The following is a 26,020-nucleotide window of genomic DNA, read 5'->3' on the forward strand; positions in this document are numbered from 1 at the left end:
GCACCCAGTAGCGGGTAACCGCGGGGCGCTCTAGCCGCCGGTCTGCTGCGCGCTCTCCGGCGGGTTGACCGCGATGCCTGCCGGGTCGGGAGCCACGCCGTCGTGCGCGACGAGCGCGTTCTCGCGCGAGAGCGTCGGCCCCGCGACGAGCAGTGAGATCACATCCCACGGAGCGGGCGTCGGCGATGCGCCGAGTCGCAGAACCGACCCCGTCTTCGCGTCCGGCACGCCGTAGCGCACACCGGTATCGGCGACGTAGAAGCGCGATTCCGCACGCGCACTGTCTGATTCGTTGCCGGTGACCTGAACGTAGGCGCCCGACCCCGGTCGCACGTACACCTGGTCGACGCCGGGGCCCGATCCGTCGGCGCTCGCGACCCGCACCGGTTTCGATCCGTCCGGCAGCGGCAGCGAGTCCCCGACGAGCAGCGTTGTCCGAGCGGCGTCGGCGTCAGCACCGCGCACCCATGCCCGGCACACGGTGCCGTCGCCGGGAGTGACGAGATGCGGTGTCGTCGTGGGGAAATCGGCGATCGGCAACTCGTCGCGCATCGGTGTCGATGCGACGACGCCCGGCGCGACGGTTGCCACGGGCGCGGCGTCGTCGCGTTCCGCGAGTCGGAGAATCTCTGCCGCGGCGGCACTGATGGGTTGCACACCGCCGCGCAGCACAACGTAGTACTCGACGACACCGTTGGCCGCGGATGTCTTGATGACCGAGCCGACGCGTGCGCCCCCGGCCCACGGTGAACCGACGTCCGCGGGTGAACTCACGCCACCCTGACCCGGAATGTCGGGGAGTGTCAACGGGTCGACTTCGGGAAAGGTGTTGAGTAGTCCGCGACTGATCGGCCGTGGCGTCCGGCCCTCGAGTCCCAGCGCCCGCAGCACCGGAACACTGGAGGTATCCACCTGCGCGCGAACGGGTGTCGGGTGGCCGTCACGGTCGAGTTGGTAGATCAGGAACGCACCCGAGCCGTCGGTCACGTACAGGGCGTCGTCAGCGCGTGCGGCGCGGATGTCCGTCCCGAGTACCGGTTCGCCCGCGACGACCGACAGCGCTCCGGCCGCCGCGCGTCCCGACCCCGCACCGATCCCCGACGTCCCATCGGCCGCACTCGCATCGATACTGTCGCATACCGTCCACGCGGAGACGCGCGAGACCGGCAGGGCCGACGGCGCACCGGGAATGCCGAGCAACGGACCGCGCGGGTAGCGGGCCAGCTTCTTCTCCGAGGCCGATGCCGGCTTCTCGTCGCTGCCCGTGATGAGTCGTGCCGACGCCAGGTTGAATACCGGGTGCACGGTGCCGTCGATGACGACGTAGGTGCCGCCGGTTTTCGCCGCGATGATGGTCGACTTGCCAACGGAGCCTTGCGGACTGACAAGGCCCCACACCGCGAATCCCGCGAGCACGAGCACGCCGAGTACCGCCCCGACCGCCAGCGCACGCCCCTGTGATCGCATCGGATCGTGCAACATGCGCACATCTCGACGGATCAGCGCGTGATCGAGTCGCCGCAACAGGAATCTGTATCCGTTGACCTGCGCTCTGGTGGTCAGTTGACGCGCCATCGCTTCCCTCCCCCACTTCGTCACCCGCGCACTCCCGTGGCACCGCCTGTGTCAGGGGACTTCTCGCGTGACACGTAGCGGCACAACGTCGCGACGGCTGACCGGCGCGGTAGTAGCCTAACCGAACCAGACCCGCACAAAACCGACAATCCGACGTTGCACCTCGCCTGTGGACAACGCGCGATTCGACGCGCAGCGGCGCGGAAAACGCTCTACTACTGGGTGATACGTATATGGGCCGCCGGTGCGCGGGCCGGTACCGGGTGTGGCGAGAGGGGAGCAAGTACATGGCGTTCGACACGGGGCCGTCCGCACGATCACGGCTGCCCGGATTCGCGACGCTGGTCGGGATCGAGGCGCTGCTGGCAGCCGGGTTCGTCGGCTGGTGGGTCGCGGGCGGCCGAGCGGGGGTCGCCGCGCTCGGTGTGGCAGCGCTCGTGGCGTTGACGCTTGTCCCGATAACCGGCCGACAGTCTTTGGCGGGCAACATGATCCGTCGACTCGGCTTCTACTGGTCCCGAGCCAGGCGTCGTCTCCCCGAACTCGCACCCGCCCCCTTCGACGTCCCGACATCTGGTCGCCAACAGCGCACCTCGCCGACTGGTCTATCCACAGAAGATGGCCCTCTCGGTGTCCGCTGGGCAGGGGGCACGATGATCACCGTCCTAAGGGTCTCCCCCGCACGCTGCACCCCAACGTTCCTGTCCCCCTTCGGCTGCGACACGGCCGAACCAGAGCTGCCGCTGGCGACCCTCGCCGGGTGCATCAACCCCTTCGACATCCCTCTCTCGTCGATCGACGTGATCAGCCACGGTGTCCGAGTCGGCGGAGCGGGACAAGCGGCCGCGATCTACGAACGCACCCTCGGCCCGCTTCCCGCGACGACGCACCGCAGCACCTTCGTCGTCCTGCGACTCGATCCAACCCAATGCCCCAGCGCGGTCGCCCGCCGCGGCGGAGGCGCGACCGGCGCGCTGCGGACCGCGACCATCACCACGCGGCGCGTGGCGCGTCGACTTCGCGAATGCGGCCTCGTCGCCACCCCGCTCACCGCAAGCGAGATGGACTCGCTCACAACGCAATTGACGCATGGCTCGGAGCTGAGCTCGATGAGAGAAGAATGGTCGCAGGTCATGGCGGGACGAATCCGCTTCCGCACCGCGACCATCGACCCCCGCGAGCTACCGAGCGTATTCGGTACGCCCTGCCCCGCGGCGCTCGCGACGACGCTCACCCTCACTCTTTCCCACGGACAGGACGGCAACCTCCGGGTGCGCGCGCTCATGCGCGTCGACGACGTCCCGGACGCCGGACGCGTCGTCGACACCTGGCCGACAGGGGCGACCCCGCTCGACGGACGGCAGTTCGACGCCCTCGCGGCGTCGCTTCCGTATGCCGCCGCGCATCGGGTGCACCGCGGACTGCACGCGACATCGGGCGCACAGGCACACACCCTGCTCGACGCCCTGCGGATTCAGGTGAGTGGCTGCGGGCAATTGATCGGCGCCGATCACACCGGTCGTGCCGTCACGTCGCGGCTGTTCGGCCCCGGCATATCAGAGGTCTCCCTGGTCGGCGATACACGCCTTGCCGCACAGGTCGTGCTACGGATCGTCGCGACCGGAGGTCGAGTCGTGGTGCACACCTCGCGTCCGGATGGATGGCAGCACCTCGTCGCGCGCGTCGGCGATCACCGAGTCCTGGCATTCGCCGACCCCCACGGTGGTCGCGACGGCGGCGGTCGGATTCACCTCTTCGACGGTGCCGCGCCACGCCCCGTGTCTGCGGGTGCGACACGGATCGTCGTCACCCACGATCAGGGGTCAGACAACGAATCTGCCGCCACTGCAATCGAATTGAACACGGTCGAAGTGAGACAAGATCGGACACAACCGCACGACGTGACGCTGCGAACATCCGATGCCTGCGTCCGCGTCACGATGGTCGCGACGCCGGAGGAGTCGAGCTTCACCGGCCCGCTGCCCGGGCAGCCGACGCCCTACCCCGGCCGTCCCGAACGATCCGGACTACTTGTCTGAGAACAGCTTCGCCTCGGGCATCGATTAGTGCCGCAGCTATTCCTCCGCGAACGACCCCGCGGGGTCGTTGACCGGAACTCGTGCGCGGAAGAACAGCGCCCGACTCGACGACGCTCGCACGACGACGTCCGGGTCATCGTCGGGAATCCACGCCGCGTAACCCGACGGGACCGACAGTGGCGTGTCGCCCGGTAGCCGTGCCTCGATGGTTCCCCCGAGCGTGGCAAGGATTTGCGGACCGGGCATGTCGAAGCAGATCGACGACGGTTGGTGAAGACCCGTACCCTCCAGCTCGACACGCGAGAGCCGGAATTCGGGCGCAGGCGTCAAGTAGATCCGTTCGGTGCCGACAGTGCGGATTCTCGGCTTGAGATCGTCGGCGTCGACCGGGGTGAAGTCGAGGACGCGCAGCAACTCGGGCACGTCGATGTGTTTGGGGGTCAGGCCACCACGCAGCACGTTGTCGGAGTTGGCCATGATCTCCACTCCGGTACCGCTCAGGTAGGCGTGGAGTACCCCGGCGGGCAGGTACAGCCCTTCGGTTGGCGAGAGGTGAATCCGGTTGAGCAGCAACGACGCGAGGACACCCGGGTCGTTGGGGTAGATCTCGCCGAGCTCGAGAGCTGTACGCAGTTCCGGGCCGAACCGCGATCCCGCGTTCAGCGCATCGACCGCTCCCGCGAGTACGGCGGGAACCACGGTGCGCAACCGTGATTCGGGCAAGGTCAGCCACGTGGTGAACACCGCGCGCAGCCCTTCGGCGTCCGGTTGGCCCGCCAGCAATCCCAGGTACGGGTCGAGCTCTGAGACCTGCAGTTCGCGCAACAAGTCGATCGTCTGCGCGGGATCACGGAAACCGGCCAGCGCGTCGAACTCGGAGATGGCGACGATCAGCTCGGGCTTGTGCGAAGCATCCTTGTAGTTGCGCGTCGGCGCATCGATGGGTATCCCGGCGGCCTCTTCACGCTCAAATCCTTCACGGGCCTGCTCAGCGCTGGGGTGAGCCTGCAGCGACAACGGTTCGTCAGCGGCAAGTACCTTGAGCAAGAAGGGAAGTCGGTTGCCGTACCGATCTGTGGTTGCGGCACCGAGCGCCTGCTGCGGATCGTCGTCGATCACGTCGAGCAGCGTGCCATCCGGCCCGCCGTCGGCGCCGAGGACCGTTGCAGGCCCCTCCGCGTGCGCGCCGAACCAGAGTTCTGCCTCCGGATGCGGCGAGGGAACCGGCTTCTGACGCAGCGACGCGATAGCCGTTCTCGACCCCCAGGCGTAGGGGCGGACCACCCCGTCGAGCAGTTTCATCAGTCTCCGATTCCGGTCAGGCGCAGATACACCGCGGCGATGTCGACACGCAAAGCGAGAAGCACATAGCCGACCAGGTCGGCGGGTCCGTCTGCCAGATCCTCGGGACCGACAGGTCCTGCTGGATGCGTAGCCGGATCGGCACCGTCGACGTCGCCGAACACCGCCTCCGCATCCGGAATGCCGACAATTCTGCGCTCGGCATACCACTGCCTCGACGCCGTCGTGACCGCGAGCACCCGCGGCGGTTCGGCCGCCAACGGTCCGTCGATCTGTGGGTCGTGAAAGATCGAGTCGACGGGGGACGCGCCCCCCGCACTCCACGACTGCAGCGAAATGCTCGCCACGGCGTCGATATCGGCTGTGCCGCAAACCTTTCCGGACAATGCGAGCAGCGACTTCGCGTTGCGGGCGGCGACCACCGAGGCTGCCGGGCCGTCGCCGGTCCACACGACCCGACGTTCGGCCAGCCGAGCTGCCAACATCTTGGCGCGGTTGTGGAACGTCTCGCGGGCGGGATGGTCTGTCGCCGCCTCGTCGTCGAGTGCGTCGGCGATGTCGCTCACGAGCGGCGCCGGACCGGTGAACCGCACATCGGACAGCGACGCGAATACCGCCAGCAACGTCGCGACGTACGCCGCGAATCGAAAGCGCGGGTCGACGCGCAGACGAGGCGAAAGGTCGATTCCGCCGCCGCCCAACGCATCTCGCAACGGCCCCTCGATGGGTGCTGCGACGACGACCTCGGCGCGTCGACGCTGCGCCCGCGCCGCGGCATCGGCGAGCGCCATGTCGCCCGCGTCGTCACCGGCGACGACGACCACGTCGAGCGGGCCGACCCAGCCCGGCAGGGCGGGTGCGGACACGATGGGCACGTCGACACGGGTTGCCACGCAGGCCACGACCAGCGCGACCGCATCGCGGGCAACACTCGACGTTCCGTGCACGATCACAACGCTTCGGGGCCGCAGTGCCGCCAGCGGCTCGAGTACGCCCTCACGCATGGCCTCGGCAACCGCACGCACCTGCGCACCGGTCAACGCCGCCGCCTGCAGTAGACCCTCGGAGTCGCCCGCAATCAGGTCGTCGACATCATCGAGGTCGGCGGCATCCGTACGCATAGAGTCAGCCTAGCGACGCATGGCGTCGCTGCCCACACACAGCCATATTCTGATCCACCAGATCTCGCGGGCGCGTCAGTCGACCGGGTCTGGCAGCACCCGAAGGTGCCCGCGCCTGCCAGGACGCGGCTTCACACCCCCGCTACGACGCGCGGCGTCGGCCCCCGAACGCACGTCGGGGCTCGGGCGGAGATCGGTCGTAGACGTACCTGCGCGGTGACGGCCTGCCCGAACGTCGTCGAACGCCTCCTGGTCGAAACCCGGCGCGCGGCCCACGGCACCTGCGATGCCGCGCGCACCGACCTCGCGCCCACCGACTTCACGGACAGCCTCGGCAAGGGCCGTCAATTCGTAGTCTTCGGCGACCGGCGCCGAGAATCCCCGCTCGCTGCGGAGCATTTCCCACCCGCGCGGCACGGTGATGCGTCGTGCATGCTCGTCACACAGATCCCACGAGTGCGGCTCATCCGACGTGGCGAGAGGACCGATGACCGCCGTCGACTCGGCGTACACAAAGGTCAGGGTCGCAACCGCCGACCGGGAGCAAGCCGGGCGGCAGCATTGTCGGGGAAGCTTCACAGCAGAAAGATTAGTCCCACGCCCCGGCGAACGGTGTTTCGACACGCGGCTCGAGGTCTGACATGGGACGCGAGGGCCGACACGCGGCGCGGACGGCCCGACACGCGGCGCGACGCCTCCGAGTCGACACCGGTGGGTGGAGACTTACAATCTCGGCATGCGTATCGAACGGCGGCGCGCAACGCGCGATCGAGGCCAGGGTTCGCCGGTGCGCTCCTCGGAGAACCGGGTGTCCGATATGCGGCTCTCGGCTGTGCACGCAGCGCGTCGAGCACGCCGCGACCGACGGGGCCGGGGGCTGCGCTCCCCGCTGTTGCCGCAGGGCGTGCCTGCGTGGCGCAGCAAATCGGACGAATTCGACACGGTTGTCCTCGAGGCGTTCGCGGAGATTGATGCTCGCTGGCACGACGAGCTCTCGGGACTCGACATCGCCGTCGACGAAATCCCACGTCTGCTGCCCCGCGACCCCGAAACCGTGCAGTGGCCCGACGAGGTGACCGCCGACGGAGCCGTCCCGCTTGCGCGTCTGATGCCCGCGGGGGTCGATGTCCACGGAGCGCCGACCAGGGCGCAGATCATCCTGTTCCGCCGGCCGCTGGAGAGCAGGGCGAAGAAGGGCGAGGACCTACTCGATCTCGTTCACGAGGTCTTGGTACAGCAGGTCGCAACACACCTGGGTCTCGACGAGGACATCATCGACCGGGGACCCGAGTAACCGTCAGATGATGCCGCGCTTGAGGCGGCGACGCTCACGCTCGGACAGGCCGCCCCAGATCCCGAAACGCTCATCGTTGTGCAGGGCGTACTCGAGGCACTCGGCCTTCACCTCGCAGCCCTGGCAGATACGCTTCGCCTCACGAGTGGAGCCGCCCTTCTCGGGGAAGAACGCCTCCGGATCGGTCTGCGCACACAGCGCGCGATCTTGCCATTGGTCTTCGATTGCGTCGAACAAGCCCTCGAAGTCGTTGGGCACCAAGGAAAGATGACGACGCTGCGAGTTCTCGTCAGCGCCAAGTGAAACCTCAGGTGTCCCGATCTCAGGTGTCCCGATCAACGAATCATCAACGGGCCCAAGGGTTGTGTAGTTCGCATCCCCACTCAACGGGGACGCGATCTCTGAATGTCCGTGTGGTTCAAGGGGATTGCCGATCGCGTTGTCGAATGCCATCGTCGGCGCCTCCTGCCTGGGAAGTCGTTGTTCTCTGTCGTCACAGCGGCGCGGCATCGGTGCCACACCACCACTCATACCCGTACATTCTCGATCTTCACCAAGTGTCCGGCGCGATCTGGCACCACCACGGTGTCCGATCAACCTTTCCGAATTCGAACAAGTGATCGAACTTCGTTGCGATGCACCGATTCTCGATCTCGAACCAGAAATGACACTGATGTGATTAGACACGCCAGAGACGTGTCCGGTCAAGTTGAATCAAAATATTCCTTAATACCATCGACCGACAAGAACTCCCCGTAAGACACGAGTTGTGTTGCGCGGACACATCAATGTCACATCAGATGCGAATGGCGGGCGCGGCGTCGTGGTCCATGATATCGACTCGATCCCGACTCACTAGAGTGGGTCGTTGTGAAGGTGACGGTACTCGTCGGCGGTGTCGGCGGCGCACGATTTTTGTCCGGGGTCCGCGAACTGCTCGGTCCGACGCCGTTTCCGGTTGCCGCGGGCGACTCGGCATCGAGCAACGGAAACGAGATCACCGCGGTGGTCAACGTCGGTGACGACGCATGGATGCACGGCGTGCGCATCTGTCCCGACCTCGACACCTGTATGTACACGCTCGGCGGTGGAATCGACCCGGAGCGCAGTTGGGGTCGAGCCGACGAGTCGTGGCACGCCAAGGAGGAACTGGCCGCATACGGCGCAGACCCGGACTGGTTCGGACTCGGCGACCGCGACCTGGCGACGCACCTGATCCGCACCCAGATGCTCGATGCGGGCTACCGGCTCGCCGATGTGACCGCCGCACTGTGTCGGCGATGGCAGCCCGGCGTGCGACTACTGCCCGCAACCGACGAACGTCACGAGACACACGTCGTCGTCGCCAAACCCGATGGGAGCGAAGGCGAACGCGTCGCGATCCATTTTCAGGAATGGTGGGTCAAACACCGTGCGCAGATCCCGACCTTCGGGTTCGCACAGGTCGGGTCGGACGACACCGCACCGGCACCAGGGGTCGCCGAGGCAATCGCCGACGCCGACATCATCCTGCTCGCGCCGAGCAATCCCGTGGTCAGCATCGGGGCGATCGTCAGCGTTCCCGGCATCCGGAGCGCGTTGCGCACCACGTCAGCGCCCGTGGTCGGCATCTCCCCGGTGATCGACAATCGTCCGCTGCGGGGAATGGCCGACGAGTGCCTGTCGGTCATCGGCGTCGAGTCGTCCGCTGAGGCGATCGCCGCCCACTACGGCGCCCGCAGCGCCAACGGAATCCTCGACGGATGGCTGATCGCCGAGGGCGACACCGCACACGTCGACGGCATCGCCATCGGGACGGCACCGCTGCTCATGACCGACCCGCAGACCACCGCCGTGATGGTCCGTGACGCATGCGCCCTCGTCGGCGTCGACATTCCGCAGGCTGCGCACCCCGACGCGACCGGAGACGCTCGATGACGGCCGACGCCGGCGCAGCGTCGCGAGGCGGAGCACTCCGCGACCACCGCGCCCCCGCGGCTCTCGAGATCATCCCCGTCACCGGTCTGCCCGAGTTCGACACCACGACCGACCTCGCAGCGGAGATCACACGCCGCGCCCCGTGGTTGCGCGACGACGATGTCGTCGTCGTCACCAGCAAGGTGTTCTCCAAGACCGAGGGTCGCATGATTCCGGCACCCACCGACCTCGACGAGCGTGATGCGCTGCGGCGCAAGCTGATCGACGCCGAGTCCGTGCGCGTCCTCGCGCGCAAGAACCGCACGTTGATCACCGAGAACAAACTCGGCCTCGTGCAGGCCGCCGCGGGCGTCGACGGCTCCAATGTGCCGACCGACCAGATCGCGCTACTCCCCGAAGACCCCGACGGCAGCGCACGACTGTTGCGCGAAGCCATCGCGAGACTCACGGGTCACCGCGTCGCGGTCATCGTCACCGACACGATGGGCCGCGCCTGGCGTACCGGACAGACCGACGTCGCGATCGGTGCGTCGGGAATCGCCGTGAGCCACCCCTACGAGGGCGGCGAGGACTCGTACGGCAACCCGTTGATCGTCACCGACATCGCCGTCGCCGACGAGATCGCGTCCGCCGCAGACCTGGTGAAGGGAAAGCTCGACGGCGTTCCGGTTGCGGTGGTGCGCGGGCTTCGCGTGCACGACGACGGATCGACCGCCGCGCGACTCGTGCGACCGGCCGACGAGGACCTGTTCCGCCTCGGCACCGCCGAAGCCATCACGCAGGGCAGGGTCGAGGCGATCCTGACCCGACGATCTATCCGCGAATTCTCGTCGGAACCCGTTGCGCCCGAAGATCTCAGGGCCGCATTAGCCGACGCGCTGACAGCGCCGGCGCCGCACCACACCCATCCGTTCCGTTTCGTCTGGGTGCGATCTCGTGAGCGTCGAGTCCGTCTGCTCGACGCGATGGGACACGCGTGGCGAGCCGACCTCTCGTCGGACGACAAGTCACCCGAGTCGATCTCCAAGCGTGTGCGGCGCGGCCAGATCCTCTACGACGCACCGGAACTGGTGATCCCGATGCTTACCGGCGACGGCGCGCACACCTACCCCGATTCACGTTGCAACGCCGCAGAGCACACGATGTTCACCGTCGCCGCAGGCGGCGCTGTCGCGAGCCTGCTCGTCGCGCTGTCGGTCCGCGGGCTCGGTAGTTGCTGGGTGGGATCGACGATCTTCGCACCGGACGTCGTGCGTCGCGAGCTCGACGTCGACCCCTCGTGGGAACCGTTGGGCGCCATCGCGATCGGATACCCCGCCCAGCCGCAGCAGCTACGCGAGCCGGCTCCGACCGACGAGTGGGTGATCGAGAAATGAGCGCTGAATCCCTTCACTCATCGGCCGTCGAACTTCTCCGGTCATGGAGTGCGCAGGCGCCCGAGCAGGATTCGCTGCGACACGCCTATCTCGCTTTCCTCGACGCGCAGCCGGATGCGTGTCTCCGTCGCAACGTTCCCGGACATCTCACCGCGTCGACAATCGTGTTCGATGCCACGCACACCCACGTCCTACTGACGCTGCATCCGCGTGTGGGCAAATGGATTCAGCTCGGTGGGCACTGCGAAGAGTCCGACGACTCGATCGCCGACGCCGCACTCCGCGAGGCGCGCGAGGAGTCGGGAATCGACGACCTCACACTCGGCGCGCTGGCCCAACTCCACACCCACCCCATCACCTGTTCTCTCGGCGTGCCCACCCGACACCTCGACGTGCGCTTCGCCGCGGTCGCGCAGCCGCAACCGGGTGGCGCCCTCCCCGACTTCGATATCAGCTCGGAGTCCGACGACCTGCGCTGGTGGCCGGTGAACGCGCTACCCGCCGACGACGGCACCGAGATCGAATCCCTCGTCGCCGCCGCGCTGGCGCAGCTCGAGGCCCGACAGCAGCGTTGAGAGCAGAGGGTTGAGAGCACCCTGCCGCGGGCATGCGCTCTAGATGCGGATGCCCTTGCCGACGGTGACCACCTCGCCGTTGCTGACGGCGAAACGATCGCGGTCGGCGGCGATGTCGACGCCGACCTGCTGGCCGTCGGAGACGACGACGTTTTTGTCGAGAATCGCGTGCCGCACGACGGCGCCCTTGCCGATCCGCACACCGGGCATCAACACACTGCCCTCGACGATCGCGCCGTCTTCGACGTGCACGTTCGCGGAGATCACCGACTGCGACACCGTCCCACCCGAGATGATGCTGCCGCCGCCGACGACGGAATCCTGCGCGGAGCCACCCTGCACGAACTTGGCGGGCGGAACATTCAACGACTCGGCGCGGATCGGCCAGTTCTGGTTGTAGAGATTGAAGACGGGGTGCACCGACACGAGATCCATATGGGCGTCGTAGAACGCGTCGAGCGTTCCGACGTCACGCCAGTAGCCCTTGTCGCGTTCCGTGGCCCCGGGAACCTCGTTGTCCTTGAAGTCGTACACGTAGGCGGCCTTGCGGTCGACGAAGCTCGGGATGATGTCGCCACCCATGTCGTGATCGGAGTCGGCATCGGCAGCGTCCTTGATGATCGCCTCGACAAGCGCATCGGTGGTGAACACATAGTTGCCCATGGAGGCAAAGGTGACGTCCGGATCGTCAGGTGTCCCAGGCGGATTGCTCGGCTTCTCCAGGAAGCGGGTGATCTTGCCCGAGTCGTCGGAGTCGATGACACCGAAGGCCGACGCCTCGACGCGCGGCACCCGGATACCGGCGACTGTCACCTCGGCGCCGGACGCGATGTGCGCCTCGACCATCTGCGACGGATCCATTCGGTACACGTGATCGGCACCGAACACGACGATGTACTCCGGCTGTTCGTCGAAGATCAGATTCAGCGACTGGTAGATCGCGTCGGCGCTGCCCGTGTACCACCGCGGACCGAGACGCTGCTGCGCTGGAACGGGCGTGATGTACTCGCCATGAAATCCTGATGTCCACCAGGTTTGCGAGATGTGACGGTCGAGTGAGTGCGACTTGTACTGTGTCAGCACGCAGATTCGTTCGTACCCCGCGTTGACCAGATTCGACAGCACGAAGTCGATCAGCCGGTACGCACCACCGAACGGAACGGCCGGTTTGGCGCGGTCCTTGGTCAACGGGTACAGGCGTTTTCCCTCGCCACCGGCGAGGACGATTCCGAGAACGTGCGGCTGCGATCTCACACTCCCAACTTAACCGCCAACCACCAGTGGGGCCATACGAATCGCGGGTCCGTTCCCGAGCGATTCCACACGCGAATGGCGAACTCCGACGCATGGCACTAGCGTCAGGACCCATGAGGGTGGCGATGATGACGCGGGAGTATCCACCCGAGGTCTACGGCGGCGCCGGAGTCCATGTCACAGAACTGGTCCGGCATCTCCGAAGTCTCGTCACCGTCGACGTGCACTGCATGGGTGTTCCGCGCGACGACGCGTTCGTCTACTCCCCCGACCCCGCGCTGGCCGACGCCAATCCGGCGCTGTCGATGCTCTCGACAGACCTTCGGATGACACAGGGAGCGGCCGACGCCGACATCGCGCACTCGCACACCTGGTACACCGGTACCGCCGGGCACCTCGCGGCTCGCCTGTACGGCATCCCACACATCCTCACCGCCCACTCCCTCGAACCGTTGCGGCCCTGGAAGGCCGAACAACTCGGCGGTGGCTACCAGGTGTCGAGTTGGTCGGAACGCAACGCCGTCGAGTACGCCGACGCCGTCATCGCGGTCAGTTCGGGCATGCGCGCCGACGTGGTGAACGCCTACCCGCGGTTGGACCCCGAGCGAGTTCACGTCGTGCGCAACGGAATCGACACGACGCTGTGGTACCCGGTCGAGGAGCCCTACAACCAGGAGTCGACGTTGGTGCGGCTGGGGGTCGATCCGTCGCGTCCCGTCGTCGCGTTCGTCGGGCGCATCACGCGCCAGAAGGGCGTCGGGCATCTCATCGCCGCCGCACATCACTTTGATCCGGCGATCCAGCTCGTCTTGTGCGCGGGCGCCCCCGACACCCCCGAGATCGCGGCACAGACCGAGGCCGCCGTCGCCGAACTGGCTGCCGCACGCGACGGAGTCCATTGGGTGCGCGAGATGCTCCCGCTACCCCGAATCCGCGAAATCCTCACCGCAGCAGATGTTTTCGTGTGCCCTTCGGTGTACGAGCCGCTCGGGATCGTCAATCTCGAGGCGATGGCATGCCAGACGGCCGTCGTCGCGTCGGCCGTCGGTGGAATCCCGGAAGTGGTGCGCGACAACGTCACCGGACGCCTCGTCCCTTACGACCCCACCGACGCTGTCGGCTTCGAACACGGAATCGCCGAGGCCGTCAACGACGTCGTGGGAGATCCGGCTGCCGCCACCGCGATGGGCATAGCAGGACGCGAACGCGCAGAATCCGAGTTCTCCTGGGACTCCATCGCCGAACAGACGCTCGACGTCTACCGGTCGACGCTCGCCTGACACACCGTGACCGTCACCGCGACGGTGACCGGGGTCGTCGTCGATCCCGGCGCGAATGTGCGTGCGGCTCGCTCGATCTCGTCACGATCACGATGAAAGGCCGTCGGCCCCATGGACACGAGGTCGGCGATGGTCGACGCCGTCACGTCGCGATGCTCGCGAACCACCGTCTGCTCGACGATCTCGAACCGCTGACCGACCGCGGCGGACACGGCGTCGGACTTGTCGGCAGACACCGACAGCATCGACATCGGCTCGATCAATTCGGCGAGATGGTCCGGTTGCGGGGTGACGATGATCCACCGCCCACCTTCGCGCAGAATACGGGCGGTCTCGTCGACATTGCGCGGAGCGAACACCGACAGCACGACGTCGGCGCAGTCGTCGACGAATGGGAGGTCGCGCCAGACGTCGGCGACGACTGCACCGGCTCCGGGAACTCTGCGCGTCAACGCGCGGGCACAGTATTTCGAGAGATCGACACCGACACCGACACCGCGAGCGTGTTCGACGCTGCCGAGTGCGGCCGACAGGTAGTGGCCCGGCCCGGCACCGAGATCGACGATCACCGGTGAACCCGTGTGGACGGACTGCGCCTGGGTGCTCCGAGCTGCAGCCGCCTCGGCGACCGCGTTCACGACAGGATCGAGGACACCTGCGTCGTGAACGCGCAGGCGTGCTGACACCATGTCGGCGGTGTCGGACTTGAGCGAACCCGATCGACCGTCGAGCAGGGACACGTACCGCTGCTTGGCGATGTCGAACGAGTGCCGGAGCGGGCAGAACAGACGTCTACCCGGTTCATCGAAGGTGAGGGACTCGCCGCAGACCGGACAACGGAGCAGGTCGACAAAGTCGGTGATATCGCCGTCGGGCCCCGTGCTCGATGGTTCGGCTCGCGACTCCTGAGTCAGCCGGTGACCCCGCGCAGTTCTTCGCCGAGCGCTGCGGCTTCGTCCGCGGTCAGTTCGACGACGAGACGGCCGCCACCCTCGATAGGAATGCGGACAACGATCCCACGCCCCTCCTTGGCTGCTTCCAGGGGTCCATCCCCAGTACGTGGCTTCATCGCCGCCATTTCGCAAACTCCCTTCAGAGTTCTCTCGCCGTGGTGGATTCGACGACAGCGCACGGCTGCCGTGTTAATGATACGTGTTCACTGAATCGGCCCGACCGACGGACGCGAAAACCCCTAGTCGCGGTCGTTCTCCGACGGCGAGTCACCGGCGTGCGTGGAGTCGTACACCGACCTGCTCTCGGTCGACACCGGCTCCGCGCCGTCACGCGCCTGCAGGGTGAGCACCACCGCACGCAGCTCGTCGATCTCCGCGGCAAGCCGCTCGAGCGCCCAGTCGACCTCACGGGGCTTGTAGCCACGCACGGTCTGGGCGAACACAAGTGACCGCACATCGTCGCCCGCGATGCCCGCGGCGGGCAGGCGGGTCAGGGTTGTCTCGTCGTCGATCGGCGGCAGTTCTTCTCCACGCCCGAACACGAACCACACGACAGCGAACACGGCGGCCACGACCACCACCATGATCAGCAGGTAGAGCAACAGCGTCTGCATGGAGAGAAGTCTATGACCGCCGTGGCGACGCTCAGGTCAGCTGGCCATCTCCTCGGCCGTCGCGTCGTCGCCGCGAATGGTGTTCATCGGCGGACGGTCCTCGAGATAGAGGTCGGTGGTGTGCGGAGTGAAGGTGCCGTCGGGCTCCGCGGTGAACTGGGTGAGCCCTGCGCCCGAGTCCTCGATGCCACAGCGTCGCATCAAGGTGCCGACGATCTGCCTGCTCATGACGCCCAATTCGATCAGCGGGCGGTTGCGATGCGTGCGGACGCCCAGGTTCACCTGGCCGATGCCGGAGAGTCCGTAGAGGTCGTAGGTGTCGATCAGCAGCCCGATCTCCACTCCGTACCCCGGCGCGAATGGGACGGCCGAGAGCAACTCCCTCGTACCCGCGTATTCGCCGCCCAGCGGTTGGAGCACTGCGGTCAACTCAGGTTTCTGCGATGCGAGCAACGGCCGGGCCACCAGTTCGGTGACTCGCCCGCCACCATTGGCGTCCTGGGTGGCTCCGGTCCGCAGCGGACGTCGGTAGTAGCCCTTGACCAGGTGGATGTCCGGGTTGACGAGCAGCGGTCCGAGCATCTTGGGCACGAACATCGGATCGGGATCGATGAGGTCGGAGTCGACAAAGGCGATGAGGTCGCCGGTGACCGCGGCGATGGACCGCCACAGCACCTCCCCCTTGCCCTTCACCGGCTCGAGTTCCGGGACGGCCTCCTCGCGGCTGATGACCCGGGCGCCGGCGGCGATGGCCCGCTCCGCGGTGGCGTCGGTCGACCCGGAGTCGAGGACGACGAGTTCGTCGACCAGCGTGCCGAGGAGGGGCCGGATCGTCGCGATCACATCGGCGACGGTCTCCTCCTCGTTGAGCGCCGGCAGTACGACCGACACGGTGCGTCCCTGCTTGGCTGCCACGAGTTCTTCGATGGTCCAGTCCGGCTGTTCCCACGTGTGCGTACTCGACCATGATTGCTCCTCGCCGATCGCGTCGGCGGGGGTCGGCCACATGGCTGTGCGGTCGCGATTGTTTGAAGCGGTCGCCCTGTGGCGAGCTTGGGTTCGACGTACCTGTTCGGTCATGCGAGTCCCCTGACTGTTCGGGCGGGTGGCCGTGTTCCCGCTATTGCAGCGACCATGTCGACGACTCGACGTGTGGCGGCGACCTCGTGGACGCGGAAGATTCGAGCTCCAGAAGCGGCGCTCAACGCTGTCGCGGCCAGTGTCCCCTCCACGCGCTCGTCGAGGTCCACACCCAAAGTCTCCCCCACGAAATCCTTGTTACTCAGTGCCATCAGCACTGGCCAGCCTGTATTAACAAGATCTTTTACGTGGCGTAACAGGAGCAGCCCGTGGTGAGTGTTTTTGCCGAAGTCGTGTGTCGGGTCGATAACGATTGAGTCGCGAGCCACGCCCTGCGCTTCGGCCGCTTCGGCCGCCCGGGTCACCTGTGCGATCACCTCTGCCACCACATCGGTCGGTTTCTCGCCGTAGGCGACGCGATGTGGACGCGTGCGGACCTCCATGCCGCCGGTGTGAGAACACACGATCCCGGCACGCCGTGCCGCGGCGACCTTCACCAGATCGGGATCGGCACCCGCCCAGGTGTCGTTGATGAGGTCGGCCCCGACAGCGCACGCGCGATCGGCGACTTCGGCGCGCCAGGTGTCGACACTGATCAGCAGATCCGGGTAGCGCTCACGAATCCACTCGACCATCGGCACGACCCGCTCGGTCTCGGTCGCGGCGTCGACTTCTTCGCCGGGCCCCGCCTTCACACCACCGATGTCGACGATGTCGGCACCCTCGGAGACGACCTGCCGGATACGGACCTTCGCCGCGTCGTCGGAAAACGACGATCCACGGTCGTAGAACGAATCGGGCGTGCGATTGACGATGGCCATCACCAGGGCCCGATCGGCGGGCACCGGCCTACCGCACAGGGTCGCGTTCATGGGAGCCAGCGTAGCGATCGCCGCGCGTCACAGATCGACGGCGACCGCCTGCACTGGCGGTTGCGCGCCTGTTCAGTTCTTGGGCACCGTCGCGTTCGCCACCTCGTCGGCGTAACCGTCGTAGTACTTGACGTAACCCTCCGAGCGGCCCTTGAGCACGTAGAGCGGATCGTCGCCGGTGTCGGAGTAGCTCTCGTCGCGAAGTTCGACCTTGCGGTTCTTGAACGTCGACGTGGCCTCGAGCTGGTCGACGACGCGGACGAACAGCGGAATCGCGTACGGGGGCAGGGCGTCGTAGAGGTGCGCCGCGAGTTCCTTGCCGTCGAGCTCACCTCCGTCGCGCAGGGTGATCGCCCCCATGCCCGCCTTGCCGTCGGTTCCGGGGACCTCGGCTCCGAAGACGACGGACTGGCCGACCTGGGAGAACCCGTCGAGTCCCGCCTCGACCTGGGTTGTCGCCACGTTCTCACCCTTCCAGCGGAACGTGTCGCCGAGGCGATCGACGAAAGCGATGTGGGAGAAGCCCTGATCGCGGACGAGGTCGCCCGAGTTGAACCACTCGTCGCCGTCCTTGAACGCGTCGCGGATGATCTTCTTCTCGGTCTCCGCCGGGTCGGTGTATCCGTCGATCGGGACGCGGTCGTTGATGCCGGAGATCAGCAGTCCGATTCCGCCACGCTTGACCTTGGTCAGTCGGCCGTCGGCATTGCGCTGAGGCTTGCCCTCGTCGTCGTACTCGACGATCGCGTACGGCAGTGGGCAGAACCCGGCGGTGCGCTCGACGCTGAAGGCGTTGACGAACACCAGGTTGAGTTCGCTCGCGCCGTAGAACTCGACGATGCGCTCGATGCCGAAGCGTCGCTGGAACTCGTCCCAGATATCGGGGCGCATGCCGTTGCCGACGATGAGCCGGACGTCGTGCGAGCGATCGGTTGGCTTCTCGGGCTGGGCGAGGAGGTACCGGCAGAGCTCACCGATGTAGCAGAACGCTGTCGCGCGATTGCGGATCACGTCGTCCCAGAATTTCGACGCCGAGAAGTGCTTGCCGATCGCGATACACGCGCCGGCCGCGAGGACAGAAGAGAGCGAAACGCTGAGCGCGTTGTTGTGGTACAGCGGTAGCGGCACGTACATGGTGTCGCTGTGCTTGAGCCGAACGGCAAGCCCACCGATTCCGGAAAGGCTTGCAAGCCAACGGTTGTGGCTCATCACGCTCGCCTTGGGCATGCCCGTGGTGCCCGACGTGAAGATGTAGAACGCCTCGGTGGATGCGGGCAGGTCCGCGGTGATCGAGGGGTTGGTTTCCGGTTTCTGGTCGGCTTCCTTCTCGAACTGCTCGAAGTCGTAGACATGCGACGGCAGCACGTCGGCACTGATGGACTCGAGTGCCTCGCTGCAGTCCGGGTCGAAGACCAGGACGCGCGCGCCGAGAAGCTCCACGCTGTGTTCGAGAACGTCGCCGCGCTGGTTGTAGTTCAACATTCCGGCGATTGCGCCGAGCTTGACCGTCGCGAGCATGAGCATCAGGTCGGTCGGGCAGTTCTTCGACAGGATCGCGACGACGTCGCCTTTGGTCACGCCGTCTTCTTGAAGCACCCCGGCGTACCGGTTCACGTGACGATTCGCTTCGCCGTAGGTGATGGTCTTGCCCTCGAAGCGGATGAACGGGCGCTCCGGATGGTCTGCAGCACGCTTGGCGAAGATCGACCCGATCGTGCGCTTGGCGTCGGGCGGGCGCCTGATGAGGCCCGGCGCGGCCTTGATCATGCCGACGGCGTCGGGAGCCATCTTGGCGACACCCTTCAGCAAGTCTGAGATTCCGACGACCTTGGTGGCGTCACCTGACATCTATTTCCACCCTCCGCTACGTGTGCCAACACGCGTCAAAACGTGTTCTTCGACACCTTACCGCTCAGTAGCAAACGCGATGGCGGTCGGCACCGTGTCCGCCACTTTCAGCCTCGCCAGTGACCGCTCTGACACAAACCCCTGGCCCTGCAAACGCCGCAGCCAGTCGAACAGCGGCGCGTAAAAATCGAAGGGATCGCAGATGATGACCGGTTTGGCATGCATCCCGAGGTAGCCGCCCGTCCAGGTTTCGAAGAACTCCTCCAGGGTGCCGACGCCTCCCGGCAACGTGATGAATGCGTCTGCGCGGTCGTCCATCAGTTGCTTGCGCTGTCGCATCGTCTCGGTGACGACGAGTTCGTCGGCGTCGAGGTCGGCGACCTCGCGCTCCATCAGCGCCCGCGGGATGATGCCGATCGTCGAGCCGCCTGCCGCGCGTGTCGCCGACGCGACCGCGCCCATCATCGACACGTTGCCGCCACCCGAGACCAGGGTGTGTCCCGCGGCGCCGATGGCGGTCCCGAGGTCTGCGGCGAGGTCGAGGTAGCGCTCGTCGACCGGACCCGACGCGCAGTACACGCAGATCGCGGTCATCGGGTGGGAGTCGCGTCGACGATGATCTTCACCGCTTCCTCGGGTGTGTCGACGACGTGGAACAGGTCGAGGTCGTCGGAGGAGATCATCCCGCCCGCAAGGAGACGGTCGCGCATCCAATCGACGAGCCCCGCCCAGTGCTCACGACCGAGCAACACGATTGGGAAGCGCACCACCTTCTTGGTCTGCACCAGGGTGAGCGCCTCGAAGAGTTCGTCGAGTGTTCCGAACCCGCCGGGCAGGCACACGAACGCCTGGGCGTACTTGACGAACATCGTCTTGCGCACGAAGAAGTACCGGAAGTTCATCCCGAGATCGACCCACGGATTGAGATGCTGCTCGAACGGCAGCTCGATGTTCAGGCCGATGGAGCGCGAATCAGTATGTGCGGCACCGCGGTTGGCGGCCTCCATGACACCCGGGCCGCCTCCGGTGATGACCGCGTAACCCGCCTCACCGAGCGCCTTGCCCAGCCGGACACCGAGGTCGTACTCCGGGGTTCCCTCGGGGGTCCGAGCCGACCCGAACACCGTCACCGCCTCGGCGACGTCGTTCATCGCGTCGAAGCCCGCGACGAACTCGGATTGGATGCGCAGCACCCGCCACGAGTCGCGCATGGTGCGTTCTGCTCGAAGCGTCTGATCGCGGGGGTTCACCCACTGCAGCAGCCGCCGATCGGTGGTCTCCGGTCGCTGCAGATCTCGTCGGATGCGCATCGGTCCGACGTAGCAGGCACCCTCCTCGTCGATCACCACCTCGCCGCCCGGCATGTCGCCGCTCGCGTCGGAGTCGGTGGCGCCTTGCGGCGTGCTCGGCACAGCCTCGGACGAAGCATCTTCAGGTACGGATGACATGCAGGTCACGCTAGCAAGCCTTCAGGTGTCACCGATGCTCACTCGCGCATGCGCACTACCGCCGCGAGCGTCGATGAGTGCGGATCGACGTCGTCGAGGTTCGGAGGCCGGCAGCCCTGGGGACCGCACCTCATCTGTGACGATCTACCTTCTGCACTGCCGAAGGTGCCGAGCGGCAGATGAGGTGCGGATCATCGATGGTCGCGTCGAATGTGGCGCCGACGAATCCGCGACCGCCGTCAGACCAGCGGCGGCGACAGTTGCGCGAAGCCCTCCTGCCGCCGGTACGGGAAGTAGGGATAGGGCGCCTCGCGCTCGGAGACCGCGTCGAGGCGGGCCACCTGGGCGTCGTCGAGTGACCAGCCGACGCTGCCGAGGTTGTCGGCCAACTGCGTCTGCGTGCGCGCACCGATGATCACGCTCGACACGGTCGGCCGACGCAGCAACCAGTTGAGCGCCACCTGCGGAATGCTCCGGCCGGTCTGCTCGGCGATATCGGCAAGTACATCCACGACGTCGTACAGGAGGTCGTCGTCGACGGGAGGTCCCGCGTCCGCGGTTACCGACAACCGGGACGGTCCGGACGACGTCACCCCGCGACGCAGCTTGCCCGTCAGCCGACCCCAGCCGAGTGGACTCCACACGATCGCGCCGACACCCTGAGCCACTCCGAGCGGCATCAGCTCCCACTCGTAATCACGACCGATGAGTGAGTAGTAGACCTGGTGTGCGACGTAGCGGGCACGCGCACGCCGCTCCGCAACCGCGAGTGACGACATCAATTGCCACCCACTGAAATTCGACACTCCCAGATACCGGATCTTGCCCGCACGCACGAGGTCGTCGAGGGCGTCGACCGTCTCCTCGATCGGAGTGCGGGCGTCGAAGGCATGGAGTTGGAAGAGGTCGATGCGATCGGTGTCGAGGCGTCGAAGTGCTGCGTCGACCGCGCTGATAAGGCGTGATCGCGACGTTCCGGCATCGGTCGCCCGCGCGCCGGTCGGAAGTGCGGCCTTGGTCGACACGATCACATCGTCGCGTCGCCCCTTCAACGCTGCGCCGAGGATCTCTTCCGACGCCCCGTCCGAGTAGACGTCTGCGGTGTCGAACAGTGTCACGCCCACGTCGAGGCACGCGTCGACCATCGCTCGCGCCTCGTCGACGCCGACACTTCCCCACGCGCCGAAGAAGTCGCCGACCCCGCCGAACGTCGCAGCCCCGAACCCGACCTCAGAGACGACGAGCCCGGAATTCCCCACGGTGCGATATTCCATGTTTCCTCCTTAACGGAACCATTTTCCCGTTAAGAAAGTAGCACATGCCGCCCCTTAACGGAACCCCTGTTCCGTTAAGGGGCGCCGGTGAGTACGCTCTACGAATGGTCGACACCACGACACCGCGTCCGGAAGGTCGCACAGCACCACCGCGGCCGGGCGGTCGCACAGCGGCGGTCCGGGCCGCGGTGCTCACCGCGACGGAGGACGCACTCATCGACGCGGGCTTCGCGGGTATAGACCTCAGCGCGATCGCCGCTGCGGCTGGTGTCGGCAAGACAACGGTCTACCGACGTTGGGGTACGCCCGAGGCGTTGGTGGCCGATCTACTGGGAGAGATGGCGACACAGTCCGTATCTGCAACGCGCACAGGCAATCTCGCCGACGACCTACTGGCAAACGCACGGCTCGTCGTCGACACGCTGCGCGATCGGAGGCAGGGCCCGCTGTTCGGCGCGCTCATCGCGGCGGCCACCGGTGACGACCGCACGCGCGAGGCGCTCGCCGAGTTCTACCGCACGCGGGTGAGGGAATGGGTGAGCTGCGTCGAAGACGCGATAGTTCGGGGCGACATCCCCGACGACACCGACACGTCTGCGGTGATCCGATCCGTGTCGGCGCCGCTGTACTACCTGATGCTCACGGGCGTCCGCACGCCGACCGAGCACGATGCGCGAATGGCGGTCGACGCAACACTCGCCGCACTCGACTCCGGGGCCTTCACGGCAGACACGGTCAGGACAGATACGCCCTGAGGAGGTCGCTGACCTCGGCGATCTGGGCCACGGGCACGCGCTCGTCGACGCGGTGCGCGAGGTTGGGATCACCCGGGCCGAGGTTGACGGCCGGGATTCCGAGTGCCGAGAACCGCGACACGTCGGTCCAGCCGTACTTCGCACGGAACCGCCCGTGAGCGGCGTCAACCAGCGCGGCTGCGGCGGGATGGCTGAGTCCTGGCAGCGCGCCGGGCGCGGCATCGGTCAGTTCGAGTGTGATCATCTCGGTGTCGAGATCTTCGGCGAACACATCGCGGACGTGGTCGAGTGCGTCGTCGACGCTGCGGTCAGGCGCGAATCGGAAGTTGATGGTCACCGAGGCGCTGTCGGGGATCACGTTGCCCGCCACTCCCCCGTCGATGCCGACGGCCGAGAGCCCCTCGCGATACTCGCAGCCGTCGATGTTGACGTAGCGCGGCTGATAGTTCGCGAGCGTGGTGAGCACTCCGGCCAGTTTGTGAATTGCGTTGTCGCCCATCCACGATCGCGCAGAGTGGGCACGGGTGCCCGAGGCGGTGAGCCGAACACGCAGGGTGCCCTGGCAGCCGGCTTCGATCTGCCCGGCAGTGGGTTCACCGAGGATCGCTACGTCACCCGAAAGCCATTCGGGCAGTTCGCGTTCGAGAAATCCGAGCCCGTTGTACTCGGCTGCGATCTCTTCGCAGTCGTAGAAGATGAGCGTGAGATCGTGCGACGGATCGTCGAGAGTTGCGGCGAGGTGGAGGAAGACGGCGTCGCCCGATTTCATGTCGACGGTTCCGCAGCCGTGCAGTACGTCGCCCTCGGCATCGTCGACGGTGCGTCGACTGGGCAGGTTGCCCGCGACGGGCACCGTGTCGAGGTGGCCCGCGAGGATGACCCGGCTCGGCTTACCGCGATTCGTGCGCGCGAGAACGCGATTGCCGTGTCGGAGCACCTCGAACCCGACCGTCTGCTCGCGGAGAGCCTTCTCGACGCCGTCGGCGATGGCCGATTCGTTGTGCGACTCGCTCTCGATGTCGACGAGCGCTGCGGTCAGCTCGACGGGATCGGCATGCAGGTCGAGGTCGGCGACGGCGTTCTCGGTGGTGCTCACCTCTCCAACTTATCGCGCGTGCGGCCGCCACCCGACTTTCGCATTCCGGCTCGCAACCCGTTCGGTAGCAGGCACCGAGCACCGGTGGCATGGTGGACCGCATGTTGGGAACCGTCATCCACGCGCCGTTCGACGTGCGCTTCGAGGAGCTCGACCGGCCCGCGATCGTCGAGCCGACCGACGCGATCATCCGCCTGTCGGCGACGTGCGTGTGCGGGTCGGATCTGTGGACTTATCGCGGCATCAACGAGATCACGCGTCCGGTCCCGATGGGACACGAGTACGTCGGCGTCGTGGAGGAGGTCGGGTCGGCGGTGACAAACGTGCGGCCAGGGCAGTTCGTGATCGGCTCGTTCTTCGCTTCCGACAACACCTGCGACATCTGCCGTGCCGGATATCAGACCGGCTGCGTGCATCGTGCACCGGTGCGTGGTGCGCAGGCCGAGTACCTCCGCGTCCCGCTCGCCGACGGCACGCTGGTCGCGACACCCGAGGTTCCCGACGACGAGATCGTGCCCGACCTCCTCGCAGCGTCGGACGTCCTCGGGACCGGCTGGTTCGGTGCCACCGCAGCTCAGGTCGGGCCGGGCAAGACCGTCGTCGTGGTCGGCGACGGCGCCGTCGGACTGTTGGCCGTGCTCGCTTCGGCGCAACTCGGCGCCGAGCGGATCATCGCGATGAGCAGGCATGAGCAGCGCCAGAAGCTCGCTCTGGAGTTCGGGGCCACCGATATCGTGGCCGAACGCGGCGACGAGGGCGTCGCGGCGGTGAAGGAACTGACGAACGGACTCGGCGCGCACTCGGTGATCGAGGCAGTCGGCACGCAGCAATCGATGACGCAGGCCATCGATTCGACGCGCCCGGGCGGACACGTCGGCTTCGTCGGGGTGGCGCATGGGGTGGAGATTCCCGGCGACCAGCTCTTCTACAAACTCGTCCACCTCCACGGCGGCCCGGCGCCCGTCCGTCAGTTCCTTCCGGATCTCATCACGCGCATCATGAATCGAGACATCAACCCGGGCAAGGTCTTTGACCTCACGCTGCCACTGAGCGGCGTGGCCGAGGGCTACGCCGCGATGGACGAGCGACGGGCGATCAAGACCCTGCTGCAACCCTGAGGCCCACACTCTGTCCGAAAGGTTCATGTGTGGCCGGCGGCTGTCGCATAGTGTCGCGGCCATGAGCGAAGACATCACGCCACGACCGGTTCTCAACGCCATCTCGTTCGTCGTCGCCGACATGGCGGCGACGGTCGAGTTCTACTCGCAACTCGGCCTCGAGTTCGACCCCGACGCCGCGAACGCCCCGCACGCGCAAGCCACCGTCGCAGGTATGCAGATCATGTTCGACACGCGCGCCGTCGTGCTGTCATTCATGCCCGACTGGTACGTGCCGGAGGGAGGCCACCGCGCAGCTCTCGCGTTCGAATGTTCTTCGCCCGCAGCGGTCGACGCCGAGCACAGTCGCCTCGTCGACCTCGGCTACCGGTCGCTACTCACCCCGTTCGACGCGGTCTGGGGACAGCGTTACGCGGTCATCCTCGACCCCGACGACAACCCGGTGGATCTCTACTGCGCCCTGAGCTGAGCCGCGTCGGCCACCGGTGGCACGAACGCTGTCGGAGACGCACCGGCCAGCGCGACGAACTCGCGAAACATATGGGCGTAGTCGGCGTATCCGGTGCGATGCGCCACCGCCGACAGATCCTCATCACCGAGCACACTCATCGCGTGCCGCATCCGGAGAATCCTGCCCAGCGTCTTGGCCCCATACCCGAAGTACTGCAACGACATTCGATGCAGCGTCCGTTCGGTGACGGACAGTTCCGCTGCACACTCGGCGACCGCGACACGACGACGCAGCAGGTCGACGAGGTGCCGTGACCAGGGCGGCGGGGCCGTGTGCCGATCAGCGGTGCACAACTCGGTCAGCGTGGCGACCTTGTCGTCGGAGGCTTCCAACAGCTCACACCAGCGCTCGACGCGTGGTCGCTGCCAGAGGGTGTCGGCGTCGACCCGCTGATCACGAAGTTCGACGGCCGGTACCCCGAGCAGACCCTGCGCGTGTCCGGGAAAGAACCGGAGCCCGACCATCTCATGCGGTTGATGTGCGACAAAGACATTCGGACGAGTGTCCGGGCCCGCGAACAACAGGCCATCACCGGTCCAGATGACATCCATGCAGCCGTCGGGCAGAACCGTCGCTTCGCCGACGTCGACGGCACTTCGCCACGCGTGCACTGCTGCGACTCGCTCGGCCGATGACGTCATTCGTCCAGTGTCGCCCACGGCGAGCGACGGTGTCAGCCCGCTGGACACGCTGTCTTCCCACTGGACACAAGGCCCTG

Annotated in this window: 26 protein-coding genes; 9 read left to right on the forward strand and 17 right to left on the reverse strand. The window is 66.6% G+C overall.

Annotated elements, in window-relative coordinates; genetic code table 11:
* Nucleotides 1-30 precede the first annotated feature (30 nt).
* Nucleotides 31-1,575 (reverse strand): type VII secretion protein EccB, encoded by a 1,545-nt coding sequence (gene eccB / locus A5788_RS14660; RefSeq protein WP_064870317.1) that lies wholly within the window; start codon nt 1,573-1,575, stop codon nt 31-33.
* A 287-nt stretch (nt 1,576-1,862) separates the two neighbouring features.
* On the opposite strand from eccB, the gene eccE reads away from it, so the two are divergent.
* Nucleotides 1,863-3,614 carry a type VII secretion protein EccE gene (eccE, locus tag A5788_RS14665; protein ID WP_064870319.1) on the forward strand — a complete coding sequence of 584 codons (1,752 nt, stop codon included), beginning with the start codon at nt 1,863-1,865 and terminating at the stop codon, nt 3,612-3,614.
* 36 nt (nt 3,615-3,650) lie between these two features.
* Here eccE and manA read toward each other — a convergent pair whose 3' ends face one another.
* The 3 genes from manA to A5788_RS14680 all read right to left on the reverse strand — a co-directional run bounded on the left by manA (nt 3,651) and on the right by A5788_RS14680 (nt 6,616).
* Entirely contained in the window at nt 3,651-4,916 is a 1,266-nt protein-coding gene (gene manA / locus A5788_RS14670; RefSeq protein WP_064870321.1) for a mannose-6-phosphate isomerase, class I, read from the reverse strand.
* Nucleotides 4,916-6,037, reverse strand: a complete 1,122-nt coding sequence (locus A5788_RS14675; protein ID WP_064870322.1) for a hypothetical protein — start codon at nt 6,035-6,037, stop codon at nt 4,916-4,918. The genes manA and A5788_RS14675 overlap by 1 nt, the downstream gene beginning before the upstream one ends.
* Nucleotides 6,038-6,112: 75 nt before the next feature.
* The gene (locus A5788_RS14680; RefSeq protein WP_064870324.1) at nt 6,113-6,616 is read right to left on the reverse strand and encodes a DUF3499 domain-containing protein; all 504 of its coding nucleotides are present in this window, start codon (nt 6,614-6,616) and stop codon (nt 6,113-6,115) included.
* Between the two features lie 238 nt (nt 6,617-6,854).
* On the opposite strand from A5788_RS14680, the gene A5788_RS14685 reads away from it, so the two are divergent.
* Complete coding sequence (locus tag A5788_RS14685) at nt 6,855-7,331, forward strand: metallopeptidase family protein (protein WP_049698626.1); 477 nt, start codon at nt 6,855-6,857, stop codon at nt 7,329-7,331.
* Between the two features lie 3 nt (nt 7,332-7,334).
* Here the strand turns inward: A5788_RS14685 and A5788_RS24085 are convergent, their stop codons facing one another.
* Entirely contained in the window at nt 7,335-7,592 is a 258-nt protein-coding gene (locus A5788_RS24085) for a WhiB family transcriptional regulator (protein ID WP_197494574.1), read from the reverse strand.
* Between the two features lie 609 nt (nt 7,593-8,201).
* Between A5788_RS24085 and cofD the strand changes: the two genes are divergently transcribed.
* The 3 genes from cofD to A5788_RS14705 are packed head-to-tail and all read left to right on the forward strand — an operon-like array spanning nt 8,202 to nt 11,199.
* Nucleotides 8,202-9,248 (forward strand): 2-phospho-L-lactate transferase, encoded by a 1,047-nt coding sequence (cofD, locus tag A5788_RS14695; protein WP_049698459.1) that lies wholly within the window; start codon nt 8,202-8,204, stop codon nt 9,246-9,248.
* Complete coding sequence (locus A5788_RS14700; RefSeq protein WP_064870327.1) at nt 9,245-10,624, forward strand: coenzyme F420-0:L-glutamate ligase; 1,380 nt, start codon at nt 9,245-9,247, stop codon at nt 10,622-10,624. Before cofD ends, A5788_RS14700 begins: the two co-directional genes overlap by 4 nt.
* Nucleotides 10,621-11,199 carry an NUDIX hydrolase gene (locus A5788_RS14705; protein ID WP_064870328.1) on the forward strand — a complete coding sequence of 193 codons (579 nt, stop codon included), beginning with the start codon at nt 10,621-10,623 and terminating at the stop codon, nt 11,197-11,199. Before A5788_RS14700 ends, A5788_RS14705 begins: the two co-directional genes overlap by 4 nt.
* A gap of 39 nt (nt 11,200-11,238) precedes the next feature.
* Here the strand turns inward: A5788_RS14705 and glgC are convergent, their stop codons facing one another.
* Nucleotides 11,239-12,453: a glucose-1-phosphate adenylyltransferase gene (gene glgC / locus A5788_RS14710; protein WP_049698462.1), complete on the reverse strand. Its 1,215-nt coding sequence runs from the start codon at nt 12,451-12,453 to the stop codon at nt 11,239-11,241.
* A gap of 113 nt (nt 12,454-12,566) precedes the next feature.
* On the opposite strand from glgC, the gene glgA reads away from it, so the two are divergent.
* Nucleotides 12,567-13,733 (forward strand): glycogen synthase, encoded by a 1,167-nt coding sequence (glgA, locus tag A5788_RS14715; RefSeq protein WP_197494575.1) that lies wholly within the window; start codon nt 12,567-12,569, stop codon nt 13,731-13,733.
* Here the strand turns inward: glgA and A5788_RS14720 are convergent.
* From A5788_RS14720 to A5788_RS14760, 9 genes are all read right to left on the reverse strand, one after another.
* Nucleotides 13,712-14,647, reverse strand: coding sequence for a putative RNA methyltransferase (locus A5788_RS14720; protein ID WP_064870416.1), 936 nt, complete (start codon nt 14,645-14,647; stop codon nt 13,712-13,714). The genes glgA and A5788_RS14720 overlap by 22 nt on opposite strands.
* Nucleotides 14,644-14,811 (reverse strand): DUF3117 domain-containing protein, encoded by a 168-nt coding sequence (locus A5788_RS14725; protein ID WP_004019232.1) that lies wholly within the window; start codon nt 14,809-14,811, stop codon nt 14,644-14,646. The genes A5788_RS14720 and A5788_RS14725 overlap by 4 nt, the downstream gene beginning before the upstream one ends.
* Nucleotides 14,812-14,925: 114 nt before the next feature.
* Nucleotides 14,926-15,300 carry a DivIVA domain-containing protein gene (locus A5788_RS14730; protein ID WP_049698464.1) on the reverse strand — a complete coding sequence of 125 codons (375 nt, stop codon included), beginning with the start codon at nt 15,298-15,300 and terminating at the stop codon, nt 14,926-14,928.
* Between the two features lie 36 nt (nt 15,301-15,336).
* Entirely contained in the window at nt 15,337-16,380 is a 1,044-nt protein-coding gene (locus tag A5788_RS14735) for a glucosyl-3-phosphoglycerate synthase (RefSeq protein WP_064870330.1), read from the reverse strand.
* Nucleotides 16,377-17,252 (reverse strand): dihydropteroate synthase, encoded by an 876-nt coding sequence (gene folP / locus A5788_RS14740; protein WP_064870331.1) that lies wholly within the window; start codon nt 17,250-17,252, stop codon nt 16,377-16,379. Before folP ends, A5788_RS14735 begins: the two co-directional genes overlap by 4 nt.
* Before the next feature lie 72 nt (nt 17,253-17,324).
* Nucleotides 17,325-19,100: a long-chain-acyl-CoA synthetase gene (locus A5788_RS14745; protein WP_049698467.1), complete on the reverse strand. Its 1,776-nt coding sequence runs from the start codon at nt 19,098-19,100 to the stop codon at nt 17,325-17,327.
* A gap of 57 nt (nt 19,101-19,157) precedes the next feature.
* Nucleotides 19,158-19,694, reverse strand: coding sequence for a TIGR00730 family Rossman fold protein (locus tag A5788_RS14750; RefSeq protein ID WP_064870332.1), 537 nt, complete (start codon nt 19,692-19,694; stop codon nt 19,158-19,160).
* Nucleotides 19,691-20,464: a TIGR00730 family Rossman fold protein gene (locus tag A5788_RS14755; RefSeq protein ID WP_064870417.1), complete on the reverse strand. Its 774-nt coding sequence runs from the start codon at nt 20,462-20,464 to the stop codon at nt 19,691-19,693. Before A5788_RS14755 ends, A5788_RS14750 begins: the two co-directional genes overlap by 4 nt.
* Nucleotides 20,465-20,787: 323 nt before the next feature.
* Complete coding sequence (locus A5788_RS14760; RefSeq protein ID WP_064870333.1) at nt 20,788-21,822, reverse strand: aldo/keto reductase; 1,035 nt, start codon at nt 21,820-21,822, stop codon at nt 20,788-20,790.
* Nucleotides 21,823-21,926: 104 nt separating this feature from the next.
* Between A5788_RS14760 and A5788_RS14765 the strand changes: the two genes are divergently transcribed.
* On the forward strand, nt 21,927-22,577 hold the full coding sequence (locus tag A5788_RS14765; RefSeq protein WP_064870334.1) for a TetR/AcrR family transcriptional regulator: 651 nt from the start codon (nt 21,927-21,929) through the stop codon (nt 22,575-22,577).
* Here the strand turns inward: A5788_RS14765 and dapE are convergent.
* Nucleotides 22,558-23,673: a succinyl-diaminopimelate desuccinylase gene (dapE, locus tag A5788_RS14770; protein ID WP_064870335.1), complete on the reverse strand. Its 1,116-nt coding sequence runs from the start codon at nt 23,671-23,673 to the stop codon at nt 22,558-22,560. The two genes, A5788_RS14765 and dapE, sit on opposite strands and share 20 nt — an antisense overlap.
* Before the next feature lie 101 nt (nt 23,674-23,774).
* Here dapE and A5788_RS14775 point away from each other — a divergent pair, with 101 nt between their 5' ends.
* Both A5788_RS14775 and A5788_RS14780 read left to right on the forward strand, forming a co-directional pair.
* Entirely contained in the window at nt 23,775-24,791 is a 1,017-nt protein-coding gene (locus tag A5788_RS14775; RefSeq protein ID WP_064870418.1) for a zinc-dependent alcohol dehydrogenase family protein, read from the forward strand.
* A gap of 61 nt (nt 24,792-24,852) precedes the next feature.
* Complete coding sequence (locus tag A5788_RS14780; RefSeq protein ID WP_064870336.1) at nt 24,853-25,260, forward strand: VOC family protein; 408 nt, start codon at nt 24,853-24,855, stop codon at nt 25,258-25,260.
* Here the strand turns inward: A5788_RS14780 and A5788_RS14785 are convergent.
* Nucleotides 25,242-25,943 (reverse strand): helix-turn-helix domain-containing protein, encoded by a 702-nt coding sequence (locus A5788_RS14785; RefSeq protein WP_064870419.1) that lies wholly within the window; start codon nt 25,941-25,943, stop codon nt 25,242-25,244. The two genes, A5788_RS14780 and A5788_RS14785, sit on opposite strands and share 19 nt — an antisense overlap.
* Nucleotides 25,944-26,020 lie beyond the last annotated feature (77 nt).

Origin of the sequence: Gordonia sp. 852002-50816_SCH5313054-c, assembly GCF_001665925.1 — a bacterium.
Classification (GTDB): domain Bacteria; phylum Actinomycetota; class Actinomycetes; order Mycobacteriales; family Mycobacteriaceae; genus Gordonia; species Gordonia jacobaea.